Genomic DNA, 17579 nt, shown 5'->3' on the forward strand with positions numbered 1-17579 from the left:
CGGTGCCGCTGCCGTGGGGATGGCGTTGTCGATGAGGACGACTGCGATGGCGGCGGCGGTAGCGAAGATGTCGGCGTTGAGGACTCGGCTGCGGGCCGAGGCGCCATCCAGGAGCAGCGCCAACTGCTCGCCGAGCTGTTCGGGGTTGGTGGCGCCGGCCTCGCGGGCGGTATCGGCGAACCGGGCGGCAAAGCCTTCTTTGTAGTTGCGGGCGTATACGCGCGCCTCATGGCCCGGGTCGGGGATCTCGACGGCCGCCGCGATGAATGGACACAGGGGCGCGTGAATGTCGAAGACGGCGAGGAGGCGTTCGCGAGGCGTGAGGTCGGTGCTCTCGAACACTTCAGGCAAGATCTCGGGATCAAACCGGCGTAGGCATTCAGCGATCAGCTCGTCTTTGCCGGTGAAGTGCTGGTACAGCGTGCGCTTGGACACTCCAGCCACCGCGCTGAGCTGGTCCATGCCGGTGCCGTTGATGCCTTGATCGCGGAACAGTTGTTGTGACGCACTGAGGATGCGCTCTCGTGCCCCCCTGCCGCGGCGCAGGCCTCGCGGCCCCTTCTCCAACTCCGTCTCCGTCATAGGCTCAGTGTAGCCCACTTGGGTACCAATCGGTGTACATAGCTTGACACCCCACGCACCGTCCGCTACGTTAAGTACGCAGATCGGTGTACTTAACATCGGCGCGGCGATTGAATGGAATCTCATGGGAAAGCTCGATGGCAAGGTTGCGGTGATCACAGGCGCGACAAGTGGTATGGCATTGGCCGGGGCGAAGTTGTTCGTTGACGAAGGAGCGCACGTCTTCATCTCGGGCCGGCGGAAGGACGCGGTGGACGAAGCCGTCAAGCTGATCGGCCGGAACGTGACCGGCGTGCAGGCCGATTCGTCCAACCTCGACGACCTGGACCGTCTGTTCGAGACGGTCAAGCAGGAAAAGGGCACGATCGACGTGTTGTGGACGAGTGCTGGCGGGGGCGAGCAGGGCAGGCTCGGCGAGATCACCGAGGAGCAGTTCGATGCCGCCTTCTCGCTGAACGCACGCGGCACGCTGTTCACGGTCCAGAAGGCGCTGCCGCTGTTCAACGAAGGTGGTTCGATCTTCATGACCGGGTCGAACGCTTCGCTCCGGGGCTACCCCGATTGGAGTGTGTACGCAGCGAGCAAGGCCGTGCTGCCCGCCTACGCACGGGTGTGGGTGGCCGAGCTGAGAGACCGGAGGATCCGGGTGAACGTGCTGACCCCCGGCTCGGTCGCCACGCCGATGATGAGCGAGGCGCTGAGCGCGGAGATGAAGACGATGTTCGAGTCCGTGATCCCGCGGCGAGAGATGGGCCGCCCTGAGGAGATCGCGTCCGTCGCTTTGTTCCTCGCCTCGGACGACTCAAGCTACGTCAATGGCATGGAACTCGTTGTCGACGGCGGCACCACAGTGATCTGAGCGCGTCGCTGCTGGTCGCACGCGCCGCGCCGGCCGGGCGTCGGCCCGGAGGCCTGGCGCGGCGCGGCCAGTCGATGCCTCGCCCTCAACAGTTGAGCACATCGGACGTTGTCCACAGAACTGACCGTTCTCCGGTTTGCTCGGCCCGCACGCAATTAGCCTCGGCGCATGATCATTGAAGCTGGATACGACCTCATGGAACTACTCCATCCGGAGGTCTTCAAAGATGAAGCAAGCCGCCGCGGGCTGTGGGTGCTTGCGATGGACGAAGACCTACGACTGTCCTTCATCCGGAAGGTGCGTGATGACGTGCCCAGTTCGCTCGATGCGGTGATCCCCGATCTCGTCACGAGCCTCGACTGCGAACCTCTACAGGTGCGCTACTTCGTACTCGCGCATATGGTCCCCCACACCGAACACGGCATCGCGGACGAGGTACAGGCCCAAGACGAGCTCATCAATGATTCACCAGCGCTGGTGGAGTATGAGTTCCTGGGCCGCTTCGTATTCGATGGTGAATACGTCTACTCAAGCGCACCGCGCTACAGATTTCGGGACTACATCGGCTACGAGCACCTTCCTCGCACCGCCACCTTCCCCGGTCCGCACGAGTTCATCACGTGCTCGTGCATGGCCTGCAGGCAATACGAGGCAAAACTTGCCCGAAATCGGGAGCGTCACGAGGCTGCCGCTCTCGCCGAGGGAGGGGACTCGTGAGCTCAATGTCGACTGCCCGATCACGACTCTGAGACAACAGCCTTACGGATTCACGACGGTCAGGCCGACGGAACGCGCCGCTTCGGCCTGGCGCAGGTCATAAGTGACAAACTCGTCGGCTGCCGTGCGCACGGCCACGGCAATGTGCAGAGCATCGAGGCTCCGAAGCGAGGAGCCCGGCAGAATCAAACCAGCTTCGCGAAACACTCCGCGCTCCATGTCGACGAGCGTAAAACGCCTGAGAACTTCGGTGACCACTACCTGAGAAATCCGCACGCGGTCCGCCAAACGGCGCAGCTCGGTCTCGAGTAGCGATGACGATGCGATGATCGTCTCGTCGTCGGCAGCGCGTTCATCCAGGTAACCGGCCAATGCAGTCGACTCGGCTTCTTCGACAATGAGTTTCCCCACCGCGGAGGTGTCGAGGTAGATGATCACGAGGCTACTGCTGTTCAGCGCTCGGCGCGCAGGTCATCAAGCGCATCCTCGACCGTGATGACGGTCGCGGATCTCGGCAGTGTTGAGAATCCCCCGCGCACCCGCGGCGGACGCGATCTCACTCCCTGCAAGGCTGTCGTATTTGGCGGGGTCAACAGAGCAACTACCTCGCCGTTATTCGTCACTTCGAAGGACTCGCCTGCTTGAACCGAGCGCAGAACATCTGCGCTATTGTTTCGCAGTTCACGATGAGCGATCGTTTTCATGCGTCGAGTGTAGCACGCGTAGCACATTGAACGGCTAACGCTGGCTCTCCCCCGCGCACTCTCCCGCGCTCGCGCTACAGGCTCCGGCCGTCTTCCCACAGGCACTGATGCGTCAACGGAGACGATCACGGATCCCCGCCTCTGGTCATCTCACGCGCGTCAGCCGTCTCCGTCGGCGCCAGTGCTGCAGGTTGAGTCGCTCCTGCCTGATCCGCGCTGACCTGACGCATCCGCTCGCAGCAATTGGCGTCGATTAAACATAGCTGTGGGGCCCTCCATGCTCCGGGGAGCAATACGTGTACTCAGCGCTGTGCTTCATCGACAAGGTTGCGGGGGCAGATGCCCGGTCGATAAGAACCAGCTGTGGCACTACGCACCCTCGATATACGGGTGCTGTGCCCCACAGTTGGATTTAATCGCCCCAGCGCCAGCTCGCGTGAGCTTCCCCGGTCGCCTGAATTGTCGGCGTGAGCTGTACTGTCCGCCCACAGCTTGCGGTACAGGAACAGAACAGGTACATTCGGAGCGTGAACGAAGCGACCGACATTGAGACAGCGCCGGGCCGGACAAGCCTGAAGGGCAAAGAGATTGCCAGCCAATTGCGCGAGGCGATCATCGCCGGGTCATACGGCAACGGCGCACTCCTGCCAGGCGAGAACGAACTCGCCCACAAGTTCGCGGTCAGCCGCGGAACCATCCGACGCGCACTCCAGGGTCTCGCCCAGGACCGCCTGATCCACACCCAAAGCGGCGTGGGCTCCTTCGTCACCTTCGACGGTCACCAGCTCAGCGCCTCATCCAGCTGGGGCAGTGCACTGGCCGTCAGCGGCGTTCGGGTGCAGACCGAGATCCTCCGCATGGAGCGCATCGTCGACCCCGAACTCGCGGCCGGCGTCGGCAGCAGCTCCATCGAATTCCTCGCCCTCGACCGCGTGCGCCACGTCGTCGACGGTAGGGCGGTCTCCATAGAGCGCAGCCGGGTGCCGGCGATCGGCGCGGTCGGCGCCGCCCCCGAAAAGGGCCTGATCGATGGCTCCCTCTCAGCCACGATGGCCGAAGCCGGCCTGATCACTCACAGCGGGGAGCAATGGATCTCGGTTGCCCCCCTGGGCGACGCCGACGCGCGCACACTGGGCCGCGTGCCCGGTGACCTGTTCCTGCACAGCATCCGGATAGCCCGCGACCTCGACGGAAACTTCGTCGAAAAAGTCGTCAGCTGGCTTGACCCCGATCGCTTCCGCCTACACATGAACTTTGGGGCCTGATATGCCGATCACCTCACCTTCGCCCGCGACATCCGTGCCGAATACCGCCGCGCAATCCCACGCCCAGGGAGCGTTCTACGGCCTGGCGCTTGGCGACGCACTCGGTATGCCGACCCAATCAATGTCCCGCACCGAAATCGCCGAGGACTACGGCCGCATCACCGGCTTCCTCGATGCCGGACCGCGGCAGCGCATCGCCGCCGGCATGCCCGCCGGTTCGATCACGGATGACACCGAGCAGGCGATCCTGCTGGCCCGCCTTCTAATCGACGGCGACGGCGCCTTCGACGCGCTTGACTTCGCGACGCGGCTCATCGAATGGGAACGAGACATGGAGGCCCGCGGGTCGCTTGACCTGCTCGGCCCGTCGACGAAGGCCGCCGTGCAGCGCCTCACCGACGGTGCCTCGGCGAGTGAATCCGGCCGCTTTGGCTCCACCAACGGCGCCGCGATGCGCATCACCCCGGTCGGAATCGCCTTCGACGCCTCAGATCTGACCAGCTTCGTCGACGCCGTCACCCGCGCCAGCGAGGTCACCCATAACACGACCCTCGGCATCGGCAGCGCGGCTGCCATCGGCGCCGCCGTCAGTGCCGGTATTCGCGGCGCCTCACTCACCGAGACGCTCGAGGTCGCCTGCGCTGCAGCTGCAGAAGGGGAACGGCGCGGGCACTGGATCGCCGGCGGTTCGATCGCAGCGCGCACACGCTGGGCAACCGGCTACCTCGCCGGGCTCCCCCGCGACCAGCACACGGATGCCGTCGAGACCGTCATCGGAACATCCGTCGCCTCTCAGGAATCCGTCGTAGCGGCGCTCGCCCTGGTGTCGGTCTCGGCCGACCCGTGGGAAACGCTCTGCCTCGTGGCCGGCGTCGGCGGCGACACCGACACCATCGCAGCCATGGCCGGCGCCGTGCTGGGTGCGGTGCACGGTATCGGCGCGTGGCCCTCCCCCGCCCTGCGCACCCTGGTGTCGGTCAACGCGCTAGACCTCGACCCGCTCGTGGACCAACTGCTGGCCCTGCGCCGCTGAACGCACGCGATCCCCATGAATCACTGAATCCCCCGGGTTTGCACCGACCGCCCAACACAACGACGTCACGGAGAAGTAGATGAGCCACCAGAGTTCGGCCGACCTGGCCAGCGCACCCCTTACCCGCATTGAGCAACGCGGCATTGAGCCGGTCCCCGATGCCGAACGCAACGGCAATCCACTCCAGCTGTTCTGGGTGTGGTTCGCCGCCAACATCTCCATCCTTGGCCTGCCCCTCGGCGCCTCCCTGGTTGCGTTCCAGTTGCTGAACTTCTGGCAATCGCTGATCGTAGCCACCATCGGCGCCGCCGGAGCCTTCGCCCTTGTCGGCGTCGTCTCCGTGGCCGGCCGCCGCGGCGGCGCGCCCAGCATGACCCTCTCCCGTGCCACGTTCGGTACCCGCGGCAACGCAGGACCAACCCTCGTCTCCCTACTTTCCCGCCTCGGCTGGGAAACCGTCAATACGACGACGGCGGCCTTCGTGCTGCTTTCGCTGTTCACCATCGCGTTGGGCACGAGCGGTGACGCGAAGAGTGTTCCGATTCTCGCGATCGTCGCCATCGCTATCTTTGAGGCCTGCACATTGCTGGTCTCCGGACTCGGCCACGCGGCCATCCTGGTGATTCAGAAGTGGGCGACCTGGATCTTCGGCGCACTGAACGTGATCGTCGTCATCTTTCTGGTCGCGACCATCGACTGGAGTGCCGTCGCCAGCGCCCCGGCCGGACCGTTCAGCGCCATCATGATCGGCATCGGCGTCATTGCCGCCGGAACCGGAATCGGCTGGGCCAACGCGGGAGCGGATATGGCCCGCTACCAGCGCACCAGCGTCAAGGCGAGTCACCTCATCGCCTCGAGCGCGGCCGGCGCCGGCATTCCACTGATCGTGCTGATCGGCCTGGGCGCCCTGCTCAGCGCCGGCGACAGCAGCCTCGCTTCGGCATCCGACCCGGTCGCGGCCATCCGTGAACTCCTCCCGACCTGGATGGCTGTTCCCTACCTGATCGCGGCCTTCGGCGGCCTGCTTCTCTCCAACCACCTGTCGGTATATTCCGCGGGGCTGACCACCATCACCCTCGGCATCAAGGTCAAGCGGGTGTACGCCGTCACCCTCGACGTGGTGGTGACCTTCATCGGCGCGATCTACTTCATGCTCATCGCCGACAGCTTCTACGGGCCATTCATCACCTTCATCGCCCTGCTCGCCATCCCGATCACCGCCTGGCTCGGCGTCTTCATGGTCGACATGATCAAACGCCACTACTACGACCCGGCCGGTTTGATGAACCTCGGCAAGGGCGGCGCGTACTGGTACCGCGGCGGAATCGAATGGCGCGCAACCGCCAGCTGGGCGATCGCGATCATCGTTGGCTTCTCCTTCATCACGGTGAACACGGGCGGAGACGCGTTGTTCTCCGGCTGGCTCTCCGGAACGTGGATCGGCGCGAACGGTCTCGCCTGGATCGTCACCTTCATCGTCGGCGCCGGCCTCTATCTCCTGCTCGGCGGCGCACGCGGCCAGGTCACCGCGCCAACGACCGAGAGCGATACCGCTCACGACACCGAGGCATCCCGTGTCTAATTCGCCAGTCTCTCCGACATCCGGTGCCGTAGGCACCCCGAGCTCCCCCGTTACGCGGACGCCGCGCCTGATCTATACGGGCAACGTGATCGTCGATATCGTGATGACGATCGACGGCCTGCCAGAGCCCGGCGGTGACACGCTCGCTTCCTCGTCTCTGGTCGCCGCAGGCGGCGGCTACAACGTGATGACCGCCGCTGCCAGGGACGGTCTCCCCGTCACATTCGTCGGGCAGTATGGCACCGGACCGTTCGGCACCGTCGTGCGCGCGGCTCTGGCCGGGAGCGGTTTCGACATCGCACAACCCGGGCGTGAGGACCTCGACAGCGGGTACTGCGTCGCCCTCGTCGATGCCTCCACCGAGCGCACATTCGTGACGCATGTCGGAGCGGAAGGCCAGCTCACCCGAGCCGACCTCGACCGGGTCGATGTCGGCAACGATGACCTTGTGTATGTCAGCGGATACAGCCTCGCACACCCGGTCAATGCAGCCTCGCTGCCGGGGTGGCTGGATGCGCTGCCGGACACGGTTCGAGTGATCACCGATCCCTCGCCGCTCATTTCCGACCTCGACGCGGATACGCTCGCACGCGTGCTCGCCCGCACCGATGTGTTCACCGCCAATGCCCGCGAGGCCCGCCTGGGTTCTCGCCTGGACAACCTCAGCGACGCCGCGACATGGTACCTGGCCCGCGTCCGGCCGGGCGGGACGGTACTCGTGCGCGACGGCAAGAACGGATGCTGGGTTGCCGGTCCCGGCGCCGGCGCGCATCCGCTACTTGTGCCCGCGTTCGCCGTCGAGGCCGTCGACAGCAACGGCGCCGGCGACGCGCACGGCGGCGTATTCGCCGCAGCTCTGGCCCGCGGTGACGAGCCTCGGCGCGCGGCAACTCGCGCGAACGCCGCCGCGGCGCTGGCAGTGACCCGCTCCGGCCCGGCCACCGCGCCAACTTCGGCCGAGATCGATGCGCTCATTGCTGGGACGCACGGCACCCTCGACCCCGGCAATGGGAACCCGATCGCCAGGTAGACCCGCACGATCCGCCTTGCGCCCGCGCGCGCTTTCGCTCGGAGCGCATGATCTCGCCCTCGCGCATCCGTTCTGGGTGTTGATAAGAACCAGCTGTGGCACTACGCACCCTCCATACACGGGTGCTGTGCCCCACAGCTGGATTTAATCGCCCCCGCGCCGCGCTACAGGCTCCGGCCGTCTTCCCACAGGCTGTCGGACGTGCCGCTGATCAGGGCCGCAGCGGATGTCGCCTGCGCATCCGTGAACGACGCCACATAGTCGATGATCGCGCGCGCCCTCCCGAGCCGCTCGAGCTCTGCGGGCCCAACGTCACGCCCCGGCGACTCCAGGTAGGCCTGTGTCGACGACTCCACGGAATCCGTGAGCCGTCTCGGCGCGCGAAACGCGTCATCCGGATCATTCAGCCAGGCGTGGAATCCCTCGACCAACGTCTCGATCACTCGCGCCTGACCACGCTGGTAAATGGCGAGGTCCGGCCGGTCGAGTACGAACCGGGAGTGCACGAACTTGAGCACGACGACATCGTGCCAGGTGTCCTTCGCCAGTCGCACGTGGCCACTGCGCACGTGTGGCCGACTATCGACGCTGATCGAACTCTTCAGGCGGTCGATCCAGTGCCGAGTGAACGCGGCAACAGCCCGCTCGGCCGCAAGACCGCCGTCGTATGGCACGGCGAGTAGGCCATCGACCAGATCCACCTGCACCCGGAGCACCGATTCGGCGAATGCCTCCGCATCGGCGATCCAAGAGTCTTTCGCCTGCACATGGCGCCACGCCAGCTCAAGCGAGTATCCCGGTGCCCGGAGCTGCTTCACGAGCGTCTCCCGCGGAAGCTTGGAGAGGGCCAGCCGGTTCGTGAGCCAGCCATTGAGCTCGGCCGACACGATGGTGTGCTGCAGCACGCCCGCCCGGTAGAAGTCGTCGAGGTCATGCACGGAGTAGGCGATGTCGTCTGCGACATCCATCACGGAGCACTCGATGGTCTGCTGGTGCAGCGCGATCTCCGGGTAGGCGGACTTGACCTCCCTCATCTCTGCGGCATTGACCGAGTAGGCCGAAAACTTCTGGGCGCCGTCGCTGCGGTCCATCCCGACCCCGCGAGGGAGCTGGTCGGCGGGAGGGAACACTCCGAGCCACTCGTCGCGTGCCCACGGGTACTTGAGCACTGCGGCGCGCACCGCTGCGGTGAGGTTCAGGCCGCGCTCGGCCGCGTCGCAGGTGTCGAGCGTCGTCAGGATGCGGAACGTCTGCGCGTTTCCCTCGAAACCGTCGGGGAGGCCAAGCCGCTCCCTGGCCATTCGGTCGAGCACCTGCTCACCGAGGTGTCCGAACGGCGGATGCCCCAGGTCGTGAGCTGCAGCCGCGGCCTGCACGACAACCGGATCGCATCCGCCGAGTTCGGCGATTGTGGAAGCCTCCGGTCCGTGGATGAGGTCGATTGCGATGGCTCGCGCGACGGCCGTGACCTTGAGGGAGTGTGTGAGCCGGTTGTGCACCACGGTTCCCGAACCCGCCTGCGGAATCACCTGGGTCACCGCGGAGAGTCGGGAGAAGTAGCGGGAGAAACGGATACGGTCGAGGTCGATTCGGAATTCAGAGTCGTTGCGGCCCAGTCGCGCGTCCGTGTCTTCCGGCTGATTTCGGCTTTGTGGATTGAGGTTCGGCATCACTCCGATTGCACCACACTTTGTCTACTTGCGACATCGCGAGTATTCGACGTCAACCGGCAACCGCTCGGCCGGGGTTGTGCCCGAGGGCGCCCAGCACTCGCACTAGGGCATCCGGCTCGCCGACGTTGCCTGGGACCACGACGTAGAGCCGCTCCCGTCCGTCGACCGCCGTCAGCCGCCACACCGAAACACCGGGGAGCACCTGTCCGAGCACGACCGCACGGGTGGCGCCGAGGCCGATTCGGGCAACGTCGGCCGAGGTGATGCCGCCCTTGGAGACGACCACCTCGGCGCGCGGCAACAGGGCTCGCACCGTCGACGTGAGCGCCTCCATGACTAGCCGCCCGTGCTCGAGCGTGTTGTGACTGCTCGAGCGTTCCCGCTCCGTTGTCACCACGGCGAGGCCGCGATTGGCCAGAACACGCGACGCGGCGGCGGCAACTGCCGCACCGGTCTCAGCGGGGTTGGCAAGCGCATCCGTTGTCGGGATGATCGTCGGCTCGCCCCAGATAGCCGTGACCGCGTCGAGCTGCGCCGTCGCCCCAGCCGTGTGCGAGCCGCACACCACCAGCGTCGCGACCGGCTTCGGCACCAGCGGCACCGGCAGCAGCCCGGCGCTCTCCACACCGGCCAGTGCCGCCGCCAGGGGCGACGCACTTCGTACAACGATGTTCGCGCCATGAGCGCGCGCGGCCTCCACTCCGCGAGCAATCAGACGGATGTCGTCGTTCGCCACGGCATCCGGAACCACTACGGACCCGGCCGCGGCTTTGAGGAGCACTGCCTCGATGCCACCGGCGCGCACGTCAACCAGCGGCACCGGCACACCAGCGCGGCCAGATTTCTCCCGCACATAGTCGACGAGCACCGCCGTCGAGAACGGGAACACCGGGTCGTCGGCGAACTCGGTCTCATGCGCCGCCACCCGCTTATCGCCGAGCCGCACAAAGTGCACGCCGCCCTCTGTGGTGCGCCCGCCGTCTGGGAAGGCCGGCACGAACAGAATCACCGAGGCCGGATCGACGAACACCTCCGATTCGGGGAAGACATGGCCGCGCAGGGTCGAATCGCCACGCAGCACGAACTGGATCTCCTCCCCCAGTCGCTCGGCCGCAGTCGACGCGTCGCCCTTGATCTGACGCATGAGGGCAACGGCCTCAACTTCGGGGATCGCCCTGCTGTTGGTCAGCACGTACACGCTGTCGGCGTCGCCGAGCGCGTCGGCGATCAGGTCGGCGCTGCTCTCCAGGAGGACGACGACATCGCTGGCGGACTGAGTGCCGGTGGGGTCGTCATCGAGAACGATGGTCTTCATGGTCTCTCCTGCAAATCGGGAACGGATGGGAAGCTCGGGTCAGACGCAACAGCTGCCGGGAAGCGGTGTGCGCACCCCGGCATCCGTCATCACAGGCTGCTACGGATGAGGGCGTCCTGCAACTTGGTCGCTCGCAGCAATCGGTGTCGATTAACCAGCTGTGGCACCACGCACCCTCTATATACGGATGCTGTGCCCCACAGCTGGATCTCGTCGACAGCGTCTCGGGTCAGCAGTGGCCGTACGGCCGCACGACGGTCAGGCCAACTGACCAAGCGGTGAGTCCCACCCGGCGAGCGCCGCCTTCACGTCGGGCCGACGTTCGCCAGCCAGAGCCGCGCGATAGGCGCTCTCGAGCACCTCGTCGATCCGCACGCGCTGCCCTGTTTCGGCCGACCTTACGGCCGCCTCGACCATCGCGAGACTCTGCACATTCGAGTGCACCTCACCAGAAGGAGTGCGACCGGTTCGCAGCGCCTGCACGAACTCCGCCAGCGCCCCAGCGATCTCTTCGGCCTCCGCGTTGGCCGCAACCGCACTCCGGTCAGCGGCGGCGCCGGCGGTCGCCGTCCGTTCGACCACCGGCGAGTTCGTGCCGTCCCAGGTCGCGCTGCCCCCCGCACCGTTCACTCGCCAGCTACCGTTCCAGGAGGTCTCGAGCCCATCGGCGCACCAATTGCCGGTGTACACGTAGCGGGTTCCCCCGCTGAACTCGAAGATGGCCGTTGCCGCGGCATCCGCCGCATACCAACTCCAGCTCGGGTTGAACTCTTCGCAGTAGACCGACACCGGGTCGTCGTCGAGCAGGTAACGCACGACGTCGAAGGCGTGGATCGCCATGTCGACCAGGAGCACGTGCTCCATCTCCTCGCGGAATCCGCCGAAATGCGGTGCCTTGAAGAAGTCAGTGGTGACGATGCCCACCTCTCCGAGGGACGCGACCTGGCGCTTCAGTTCGGCCAGCGTGCGGTAGTACCGCCGCGACTGGCTGATCATCAGCAACTGGCCGCTCACCTCCGCGGTGGCGGCGAGCGAGAGCCCGAGCGCAACAGTAGGGGCGACCGGCTTCTCGCACAGCACCGGCAGCCCGGCGATGAGCGCCTCGACATTGACCGGGTGGTGGGCGGCCGGAACCGTCACGTTGACGACGGCCTGCGCGCCGGATGCCGCGGCGACGGTGCTCAGACTGGTTCCGGTTGACACTCCAGAGAGCCCCGCATCGGTGAGGGCCGACTCTGCCGCCGCCAGATTGAGGTCGACCAGGCCCACCAGCTCAACATCCGGCGACGCCGAAAGCACGCGAATCCAGTTCTTGCCCATGCCGCCCGCCCCGACCAGGACGACCCGAACCGGGCTCTGCGCATCCGTCAGCGTCTGAAAACTGCTCAACTCTCCATCGCCCCTTGGTAGCCGACGCCGGCGTAGAAGTCTTCCATTTCATAGCGGAGGAGAACGGGCGAGGTGCGTTCGGGCCGCAGTGTGCGCGCCCATTCGACGCCGTTGGCGATCACTCGGCGAACGTCTTTGTGATGGTAGACGGGGTAGTCCTGGTCGCCGGGGCTGAAGAAGAAGATCTTGCCGAAGCCGCGCCGGAAGGTGCAGCCGCTGCGAAACACCTCACCGCCGGTGAAGGTGCTGAGGAAGACCAGTTCGTCTGGCGCGGGGATATCGAAGAACTCGCCGTACATCTCCTGCTGCGGAATAATGAACGGATGCGGCACTCCCTGGGCGATCGGATGTGTCGGGTCGACCGTCCACACGATCTCCCGGTCGTCTTTTGAGCGCCAGCGCAGGGTGCAGCTGGTCCCCATCAGCTTGCCGAAAATCTTCGACCAGTGGGCGGAGTGCAGCACCAGCAGGCCCATTCCGGCCAGAACGTGGCGGTGCACCCTGTCGACGACCTCATCGGAGACTTCGGCGTGGGCAGCGTGACCCCACCACACCAGCACATCCGTGTTGACCAGCACTTCTTCGGTGAGCCCGTGCTCTGGATCGTCGAGGGTGGCCGTGCTCACCTGCGCGCGGGCGCCGAGATTCTCCTCGATGCCCTCACGGATGGTGTTGTGCATGCCCTGCGGGTAGATCTCGGCGATCTCTGGCTGCAGCTGCTCGTGGCGGTTTTCCCCCCAAACGAGAACCTTCAGCGGTGCGTCGGCGATGGTGGGGTCAGACATGTTTTTCCTAACTATGAAGGCGAATCGGTGAAGCGAAAGCTAGTGAAACGGATGTGGATGTCGGCTATTTGACGTTGCCTATTTGACGGCGCCGCCGATGGCCCCGGCAGCGATGTACTTCTGCGCGATCAACAGCAACACGATGGCCGGCACCGACGACAACACGGCCGTGGCCATGACGGCGCTCCAGTTGGAGACCTGGGTTCCGAGGTACTGGTAGATGCCGAGCGTGACCGGGCGCACCTCATCCGTTGTCGTGAGGGTCAGGGCGAAAAGGAAGTCGCTCCACGAGAACAGGAACGCGAACAGGCCGGCAGTGATCAACGAATTGCGACTGATCGGCACGACGATCGACATGAACGCCCGCACCAGGCCGGCCCCGTCGACCCTGGCCGCTTCGACGATCGATGGCGGGATGCCGATCATGAATGCGCGCAGAATCAGGATCGCGAACGGGATGGCGTGGGTCGCGTCGGCCAGGATCAGCCCAGGGATCGAGTTGAGCAACCCCACGTCGTTGTAGGCGGCATAGAGGGCGTTGGCAATGACGATGCCGGGGATCATCTGGGAGATGAGAATGGCCAGTAGCGCGATATTGATCCAGCGAAACCGAAACTGGGCCAGCGCGTAGGCCGCCGGCGCGGCGATCACCAGGCTGAAGAGCACCGTGCCGAGCGAGACGATGAGGCTGGTGACCAGGTTGCCGCCCTGGTCTGCGATGGCCTTCTCATACCCGGCAAAGCTCGGATTCCACGGGAAGAAGTCGGCGTTGAGGGTATTGCCGGAGGGCTGGAGCGACGCGTTGATCATCCAGTAGATCGGGAAGAGCATGATCCCAAGGAAGATCACGCCAAGGGTCGTGTTGATCGCTCCTCTGCCAGAGCCGGTCGGTCGCGCCCAGGGGCGCGGGCGGCCTGGGCGGGGATGAGCAGACGGGCGGGTTTTCAGAACTGCGGATGCCGAAGTCATTGCAACCCCCTTTACTCGTCTACCGCGCGCCGGTTGGCACGAAGGTAGATGATGGCGAACAGAAGCGAGATGACGATGAGGATGTTACTGAAGGCCGCGCCGACACCGAACTCGAAGTTGACGAACGATTCCTGGTAGGAGCGGATCGACAGTGTCTGCGTCGCATTGGCCGGACCACCGTTGGTGAGCCCGAGAATGATGTCGAGCACTTTGATCGTGTAGACCATGCCGAGCACGAGCACTACGCTGACGACCGGTCGCAGGTTCGGCCAGGTGATGTACCGGAACGCCGCCCATCCGGTGGCTCCGTCCAGAGCGCCAGCCTCGTACAGCTCTTCGGGAATATCCTGCAGGCCGCCGTACAGGATGGTGACGTTGAAGGGGATGCCGACCCAGATGTTCACGAGGATCACCGCGATCAGCGCCACAGACGGGCTGGTCAGCCACGGCACCGGTTCGAGGCCGAACGCACCGATAAAACGGTTCAGGATGCCGCTGTCCTGGTCGAGGATGGAACGCCAAGTGGCGCTGGCCACGATCAACGGCAACAGCCAGGGCAGCAGCAACATGGAGCGCAGGAAGTTGTTCAGCGGGAAGCGTCGCTTGAAAAAGCTGGCCAGCGCGAGACCGATGACGAACTGTCCGGCGATCGATCCGATCGTGAACAACCCCGTGTTCAGCAGCGCAGGACCGAAGAGCTGGCTGCCGAACATGGTGGCGTAGTTGTCGAAACCGACCCAGGGAGCTTCCCCTGTGAAGAACGTCTTCGTCGTGTACGCCTGCAGGCTCATCGTGATGTTCTTCACGACAGGATACCCGAAGAACAACGCCAGGTACAGCGCGGCCGGCACGATGAAGAGCACCTTGGCCACGTTTTCCCGGGTGAACCGGCCCCTCCGCGGTTCACCCCCGGCCGGTTCCCCCCAGCCCTTTTCTGCCGCCGTGCCCGCTGCACCCGCCGAGACGGCCGGAGCCGTCTCCTGGTGCTTCGTCGTCGACTTCATCGGTGATCCCTTCGATACCACGCTGAATCGGTGAAGGCGTCCTGTGCTGGAGTGGCTGTCGTCAGCCGGCCATGGCCTGTTCGAAGGCATCCTCAACGGGCACCTGACCGGTCAGGGCAAGCTGCATCGCCGTGTAGATCACGGTCGCTGCCTCCGGCCATTCCTCGCCGAGCTGGCCGGTGCGTGACCTGGCATTGGCGACCTGTTCGGTGAAGGACTTCATCGTGGGAACCTTCTCCACATATTCCTCGGCCAGCGCCTCCTTGGTCGGCACCAGATAGCGAGCTTCAGAGAGGGCAAGCTGGTTCTCATCGTCGCTGATGCACTCAACGAACTTCGCTGCGGTGGCCTGCTTCTCGTCGTCACCGGTCACCGGCACGGTCCAGACTTCACCGCCGAGCGGTGCGACCGGGGTCTGGCCCGCCTTGTTCACCGGAATCTGAACCGAGTCCCACGTCACGTCTGGGGTCTCCATGAGCGCGGGGATCTGCCACGGCCCGTTGATCATCATCGCCGCTTTGCCGGCCACGAACTGGTCCTTGACATCGGCCTGCGACCAGTTGATGACACTCGACGAGGCTGAACCACTCTCGACCAGATCGACGATCAGTTGCAGCGCCTCCGTCACCTCAGGGGAACCGAGGTCGGTCTCATCGCCGCCATTGGTCCACATGAACGGGAGGAACTGCCAGGCACCCTCATAGGTCGCAATGGCCGAGAACGCCATCCCGTACTGGTCGCCGACGGTCAGTGCTGCCGCCGCCGCCTTCAGTTCATCCCACGTCGTTGGCGGCTCGATGCCCGCTGCGGCCAACAGCTCCGTGTTGTAGAACAGGCCGAGGGTGTTGACCGCGGGCGCAAGGCCGTAGACCTCGCCCTCATAGGTGGCTGCTTCGAGAATGCCGGGGGCGAATCCAGAGGTGTCGACGTCGTAATCGCTCATGGGCGAAAGCCCGCCGGTTGCGGCGATCTCCTGTACGTCGGGGTTGTCGAGCATGAGCACATCCGGAAGCGTCTTGGACGATGCCCGCTGCAACACCTTCTGAATGAGGTCCTTGCCAGGCACGCTCTCTCGCTCGATCGTGACGCCGAGGTCGGTGGCGCACTTGTCGAGCGCTGCCTGCACCAGCGTCTTGTCTGGTTCGTTGTTGTAGTAGTCGAGGATCGTCAGGGTATCTGCACCCTCGCCCGATGTTTCGGATCCCCCGGCTCCCCCGGCGCTGCAAGCGCTGAACGCGAGAGGTGCGATGGCGGCCATCGCCAGCAGGGTGGTCAACTTCTTCTTGGTCAACTTCTTCTTGGTCATTGTCGTTCGGCTCATGTCAGGGCTCCTTTGCCTCGGTGTGGTGCGAATCGATGGTGGTGCGAATCGATGGTGCTGCGAGAAGTGATGCTCGGCTGTGCCGGTTAAGCGCTTTACCGTCGCGACCGATTCTGCATGGTCTCTGAGCCGATGTCAACAGAAAAGTTAAGCGCTTTACCGATTAGCGGTATCGTCGCAAGAGAGTCGAGCGGCATGAGAGACTTCAGCCCGAACCAGTGAAGGGATCTCCATGGCAACGATGCAGGATGTCGCGCGCCGGGCCAATGTTTCCATCGCCACGGTCTCGTTCGTTGTCAACAGCACCAAACCAGTCTCGCCGGCGACCCGAGAGCGGGTCGAATCGGCGATGCAGGAGCTCGGATACCGTCGCAACGCGGTCGGCCGGGCGTTGGCGAGCAGACGCACGCACATCATTGCCCTCCTGTTTCCAGCTCTCCAGCACCGATTCAGCGAAACGGCCGTGAGCTTCTTCACCAGCGCGGCCGAGACGGCGAGTGAGCTCGGCTACAACCTGGTGCTCTGGCCGGTCAGCAACGACGCCGAGCAGGTCACCGACCTCACAGCAGGCGGCCTGGTCGACGGCGTGCTGCTGATGGAGGTGCAGATGGACGACCCTCGGGTCGACCGCCTGCTGGAGTCAGGGACGCCGTTCGCCCTGATCGGGCGCACCCGTGAACCGGGGGCTCTCCCCTACGTTGACGTCGACTTTGAGAACGCCGTGATCGACTCCATCGACCATCTCGTCTCGCTCGGGCACCGTGCGATCTGCTACCTCGACGGCAGCGTCGGCAACTCCCTGGAGAATTACGGTCCTGTCGTGCGGGCGCGCGCCACCTATGCGGCGCATATGGCCAGTCTGGGACTAACCGCCATTACCCTCTCCTGCGATGAAACCCCGGCCGCCGGCCGTGCTGCTGCAGGAGAGTTGCTGGAAAGAGCCCCGGACGCAACAGCCGTCATCGTCATGAACGAGCACGCGGCATTCGGGCTGGTGAGTGGGCTGACCAGGCGCGGCGTGCATGTTCCTCGCGACATGTCGATCATCTCCATCGGCACCTCCCCCGACATGGCCGCGATGTCCGATCCAGAGCTCACCTTGATGAGTTCGCCCGGTGTGGAGGTCGGGCGGCGCGGCGTTGTGGCGATCATCGACCAGCTTGAAGGCCGAACGGGGAAGCTGCCGCAAACGCTGGTGAGGTGCGGCTTCGAGCAGGGGCAGTCCACCGGCCCGGTGCCGGTGCGCACAACTCTCTGAGCTCTCGACAGGCAACTCTGACAGACCCGTCGGCTGACCCGTCGCGCTGACCCGTCTGACTGAACCGTCGCTCCCGTTCATCGCAAACAGCCC

17 protein-coding genes are annotated in these 17579 nt (G+C 65.0%); 7 read left to right on the forward strand and 10 right to left on the reverse strand.

The window, feature by feature from the left end:
* Positions 1-582 (reverse strand): TetR/AcrR family transcriptional regulator (locus K323_RS0111925; protein ID WP_022884063.1); only part of this gene is annotated, 582 nt, incomplete at its 3' end.
* A gap of 124 nt (positions 583-706) precedes the next feature.
* Here K323_RS0111925 and K323_RS0111930 point away from each other — a divergent pair.
* On the forward strand, positions 707-1441 hold the full coding sequence (locus K323_RS0111930) for an SDR family NAD(P)-dependent oxidoreductase (protein WP_022885509.1): 735 nt from the start codon (positions 707-709) through the stop codon (positions 1439-1441).
* Positions 1442-1609: 168 nt separating this feature from the next.
* Positions 1610-2158 (forward strand): hypothetical protein, encoded by a 549-nt coding sequence (locus K323_RS0111935; RefSeq protein WP_022885510.1) that lies wholly within the window; start codon positions 1610-1612, stop codon positions 2156-2158.
* Between the two features lie 42 nt (positions 2159-2200).
* Here K323_RS0111935 and K323_RS0111940 read toward each other — a convergent pair whose 3' ends face one another.
* On the reverse strand, positions 2201-2596 hold the full coding sequence (locus K323_RS0111940) for a type II toxin-antitoxin system VapC family toxin (protein WP_022885511.1): 396 nt from the start codon (positions 2594-2596) through the stop codon (positions 2201-2203).
* A 14-nt stretch (positions 2597-2610) separates the two neighbouring features.
* Positions 2611-2862 (reverse strand): type II toxin-antitoxin system Phd/YefM family antitoxin, encoded by a 252-nt coding sequence (locus tag K323_RS29445; protein WP_157509420.1) that lies wholly within the window; start codon positions 2860-2862, stop codon positions 2611-2613.
* Between the two features lie 527 nt (positions 2863-3389).
* On the opposite strand from K323_RS29445, the gene K323_RS0111945 reads away from it, so the two are divergent.
* The 4 genes from K323_RS0111945 (at position 3390) to K323_RS25725 (ending at position 7772) form a co-directional block, all read left to right on the forward strand.
* On the forward strand, positions 3390-4127 hold the full coding sequence (locus tag K323_RS0111945) for a GntR family transcriptional regulator (protein ID WP_022885512.1): 738 nt from the start codon (positions 3390-3392) through the stop codon (positions 4125-4127).
* Position 4128: 1 nt separating this feature from the next.
* Positions 4129-5160, forward strand: coding sequence for an ADP-ribosylglycohydrolase family protein (locus K323_RS0111950; protein WP_022885513.1), 1032 nt, complete (start codon positions 4129-4131; stop codon positions 5158-5160).
* 79 nt (positions 5161-5239) lie between these two features.
* Complete coding sequence (locus K323_RS0111955) at positions 5240-6742, forward strand: purine-cytosine permease family protein (protein ID WP_022885514.1); 1503 nt, start codon at positions 5240-5242, stop codon at positions 6740-6742.
* Entirely contained in the window at positions 6735-7772 is a 1038-nt protein-coding gene (locus K323_RS25725; RefSeq protein WP_022885515.1) for a PfkB family carbohydrate kinase, read from the forward strand. The genes K323_RS0111955 and K323_RS25725 overlap by 8 nt, the downstream gene beginning before the upstream one ends.
* Positions 7773-7936: 164 nt before the next feature.
* On the opposite strand, the gene K323_RS25730 is transcribed toward K323_RS25725, so the two are convergent.
* The 7 genes from K323_RS25730 to K323_RS0111995 all read right to left on the reverse strand — a co-directional run bounded on the left by K323_RS25730 (position 7937) and on the right by K323_RS0111995 (position 16228).
* The gene (locus K323_RS25730; protein WP_022885516.1) at positions 7937-9442 is read right to left on the reverse strand and encodes a deoxyguanosinetriphosphate triphosphohydrolase family protein; all 1506 of its coding nucleotides are present in this window, start codon (positions 9440-9442) and stop codon (positions 7937-7939) included.
* 52 nt (positions 9443-9494) lie between these two features.
* Positions 9495-10760: a four-carbon acid sugar kinase family protein gene (locus tag K323_RS0111970; protein WP_022885517.1), complete on the reverse strand. Its 1266-nt coding sequence runs from the start codon at positions 10758-10760 to the stop codon at positions 9495-9497.
* A gap of 258 nt (positions 10761-11018) precedes the next feature.
* Positions 11019-12080 (reverse strand): Gfo/Idh/MocA family protein, encoded by a 1062-nt coding sequence (locus K323_RS25735; RefSeq protein WP_051147342.1) that lies wholly within the window; start codon positions 12078-12080, stop codon positions 11019-11021.
* 65 nt (positions 12081-12145) lie between these two features.
* Positions 12146-12934 (reverse strand): ThuA domain-containing protein, encoded by a 789-nt coding sequence (locus K323_RS0111980; protein ID WP_022885519.1) that lies wholly within the window; start codon positions 12932-12934, stop codon positions 12146-12148.
* A gap of 78 nt (positions 12935-13012) precedes the next feature.
* Positions 13013-13903: a carbohydrate ABC transporter permease gene (locus K323_RS0111985; protein WP_022885520.1), complete on the reverse strand. Its 891-nt coding sequence runs from the start codon at positions 13901-13903 to the stop codon at positions 13013-13015.
* A gap of 11 nt (positions 13904-13914) precedes the next feature.
* On the reverse strand, positions 13915-14907 hold the full coding sequence (locus K323_RS0111990) for a carbohydrate ABC transporter permease (protein ID WP_022885521.1): 993 nt from the start codon (positions 14905-14907) through the stop codon (positions 13915-13917).
* Between the two features lie 61 nt (positions 14908-14968).
* Entirely contained in the window at positions 14969-16228 is a 1260-nt protein-coding gene (locus K323_RS0111995; protein ID WP_245570975.1) for a sugar ABC transporter substrate-binding protein, read from the reverse strand.
* 232 nt (positions 16229-16460) lie between these two features.
* Between K323_RS0111995 and K323_RS25740 the strand changes: the two genes are divergently transcribed.
* Positions 16461-17486, forward strand: coding sequence for a LacI family DNA-binding transcriptional regulator (locus K323_RS25740; RefSeq protein WP_022885523.1), 1026 nt, complete (start codon positions 16461-16463; stop codon positions 17484-17486).
* Positions 17487-17579 lie beyond the last annotated feature (93 nt).

It is taken from the genome of Glaciibacter superstes DSM 21135, from assembly GCF_000421145.1.
GTDB classification, from domain to species: Bacteria; Actinomycetota; Actinomycetes; order Actinomycetales; family Microbacteriaceae; genus Cryobacterium; species Cryobacterium superstes.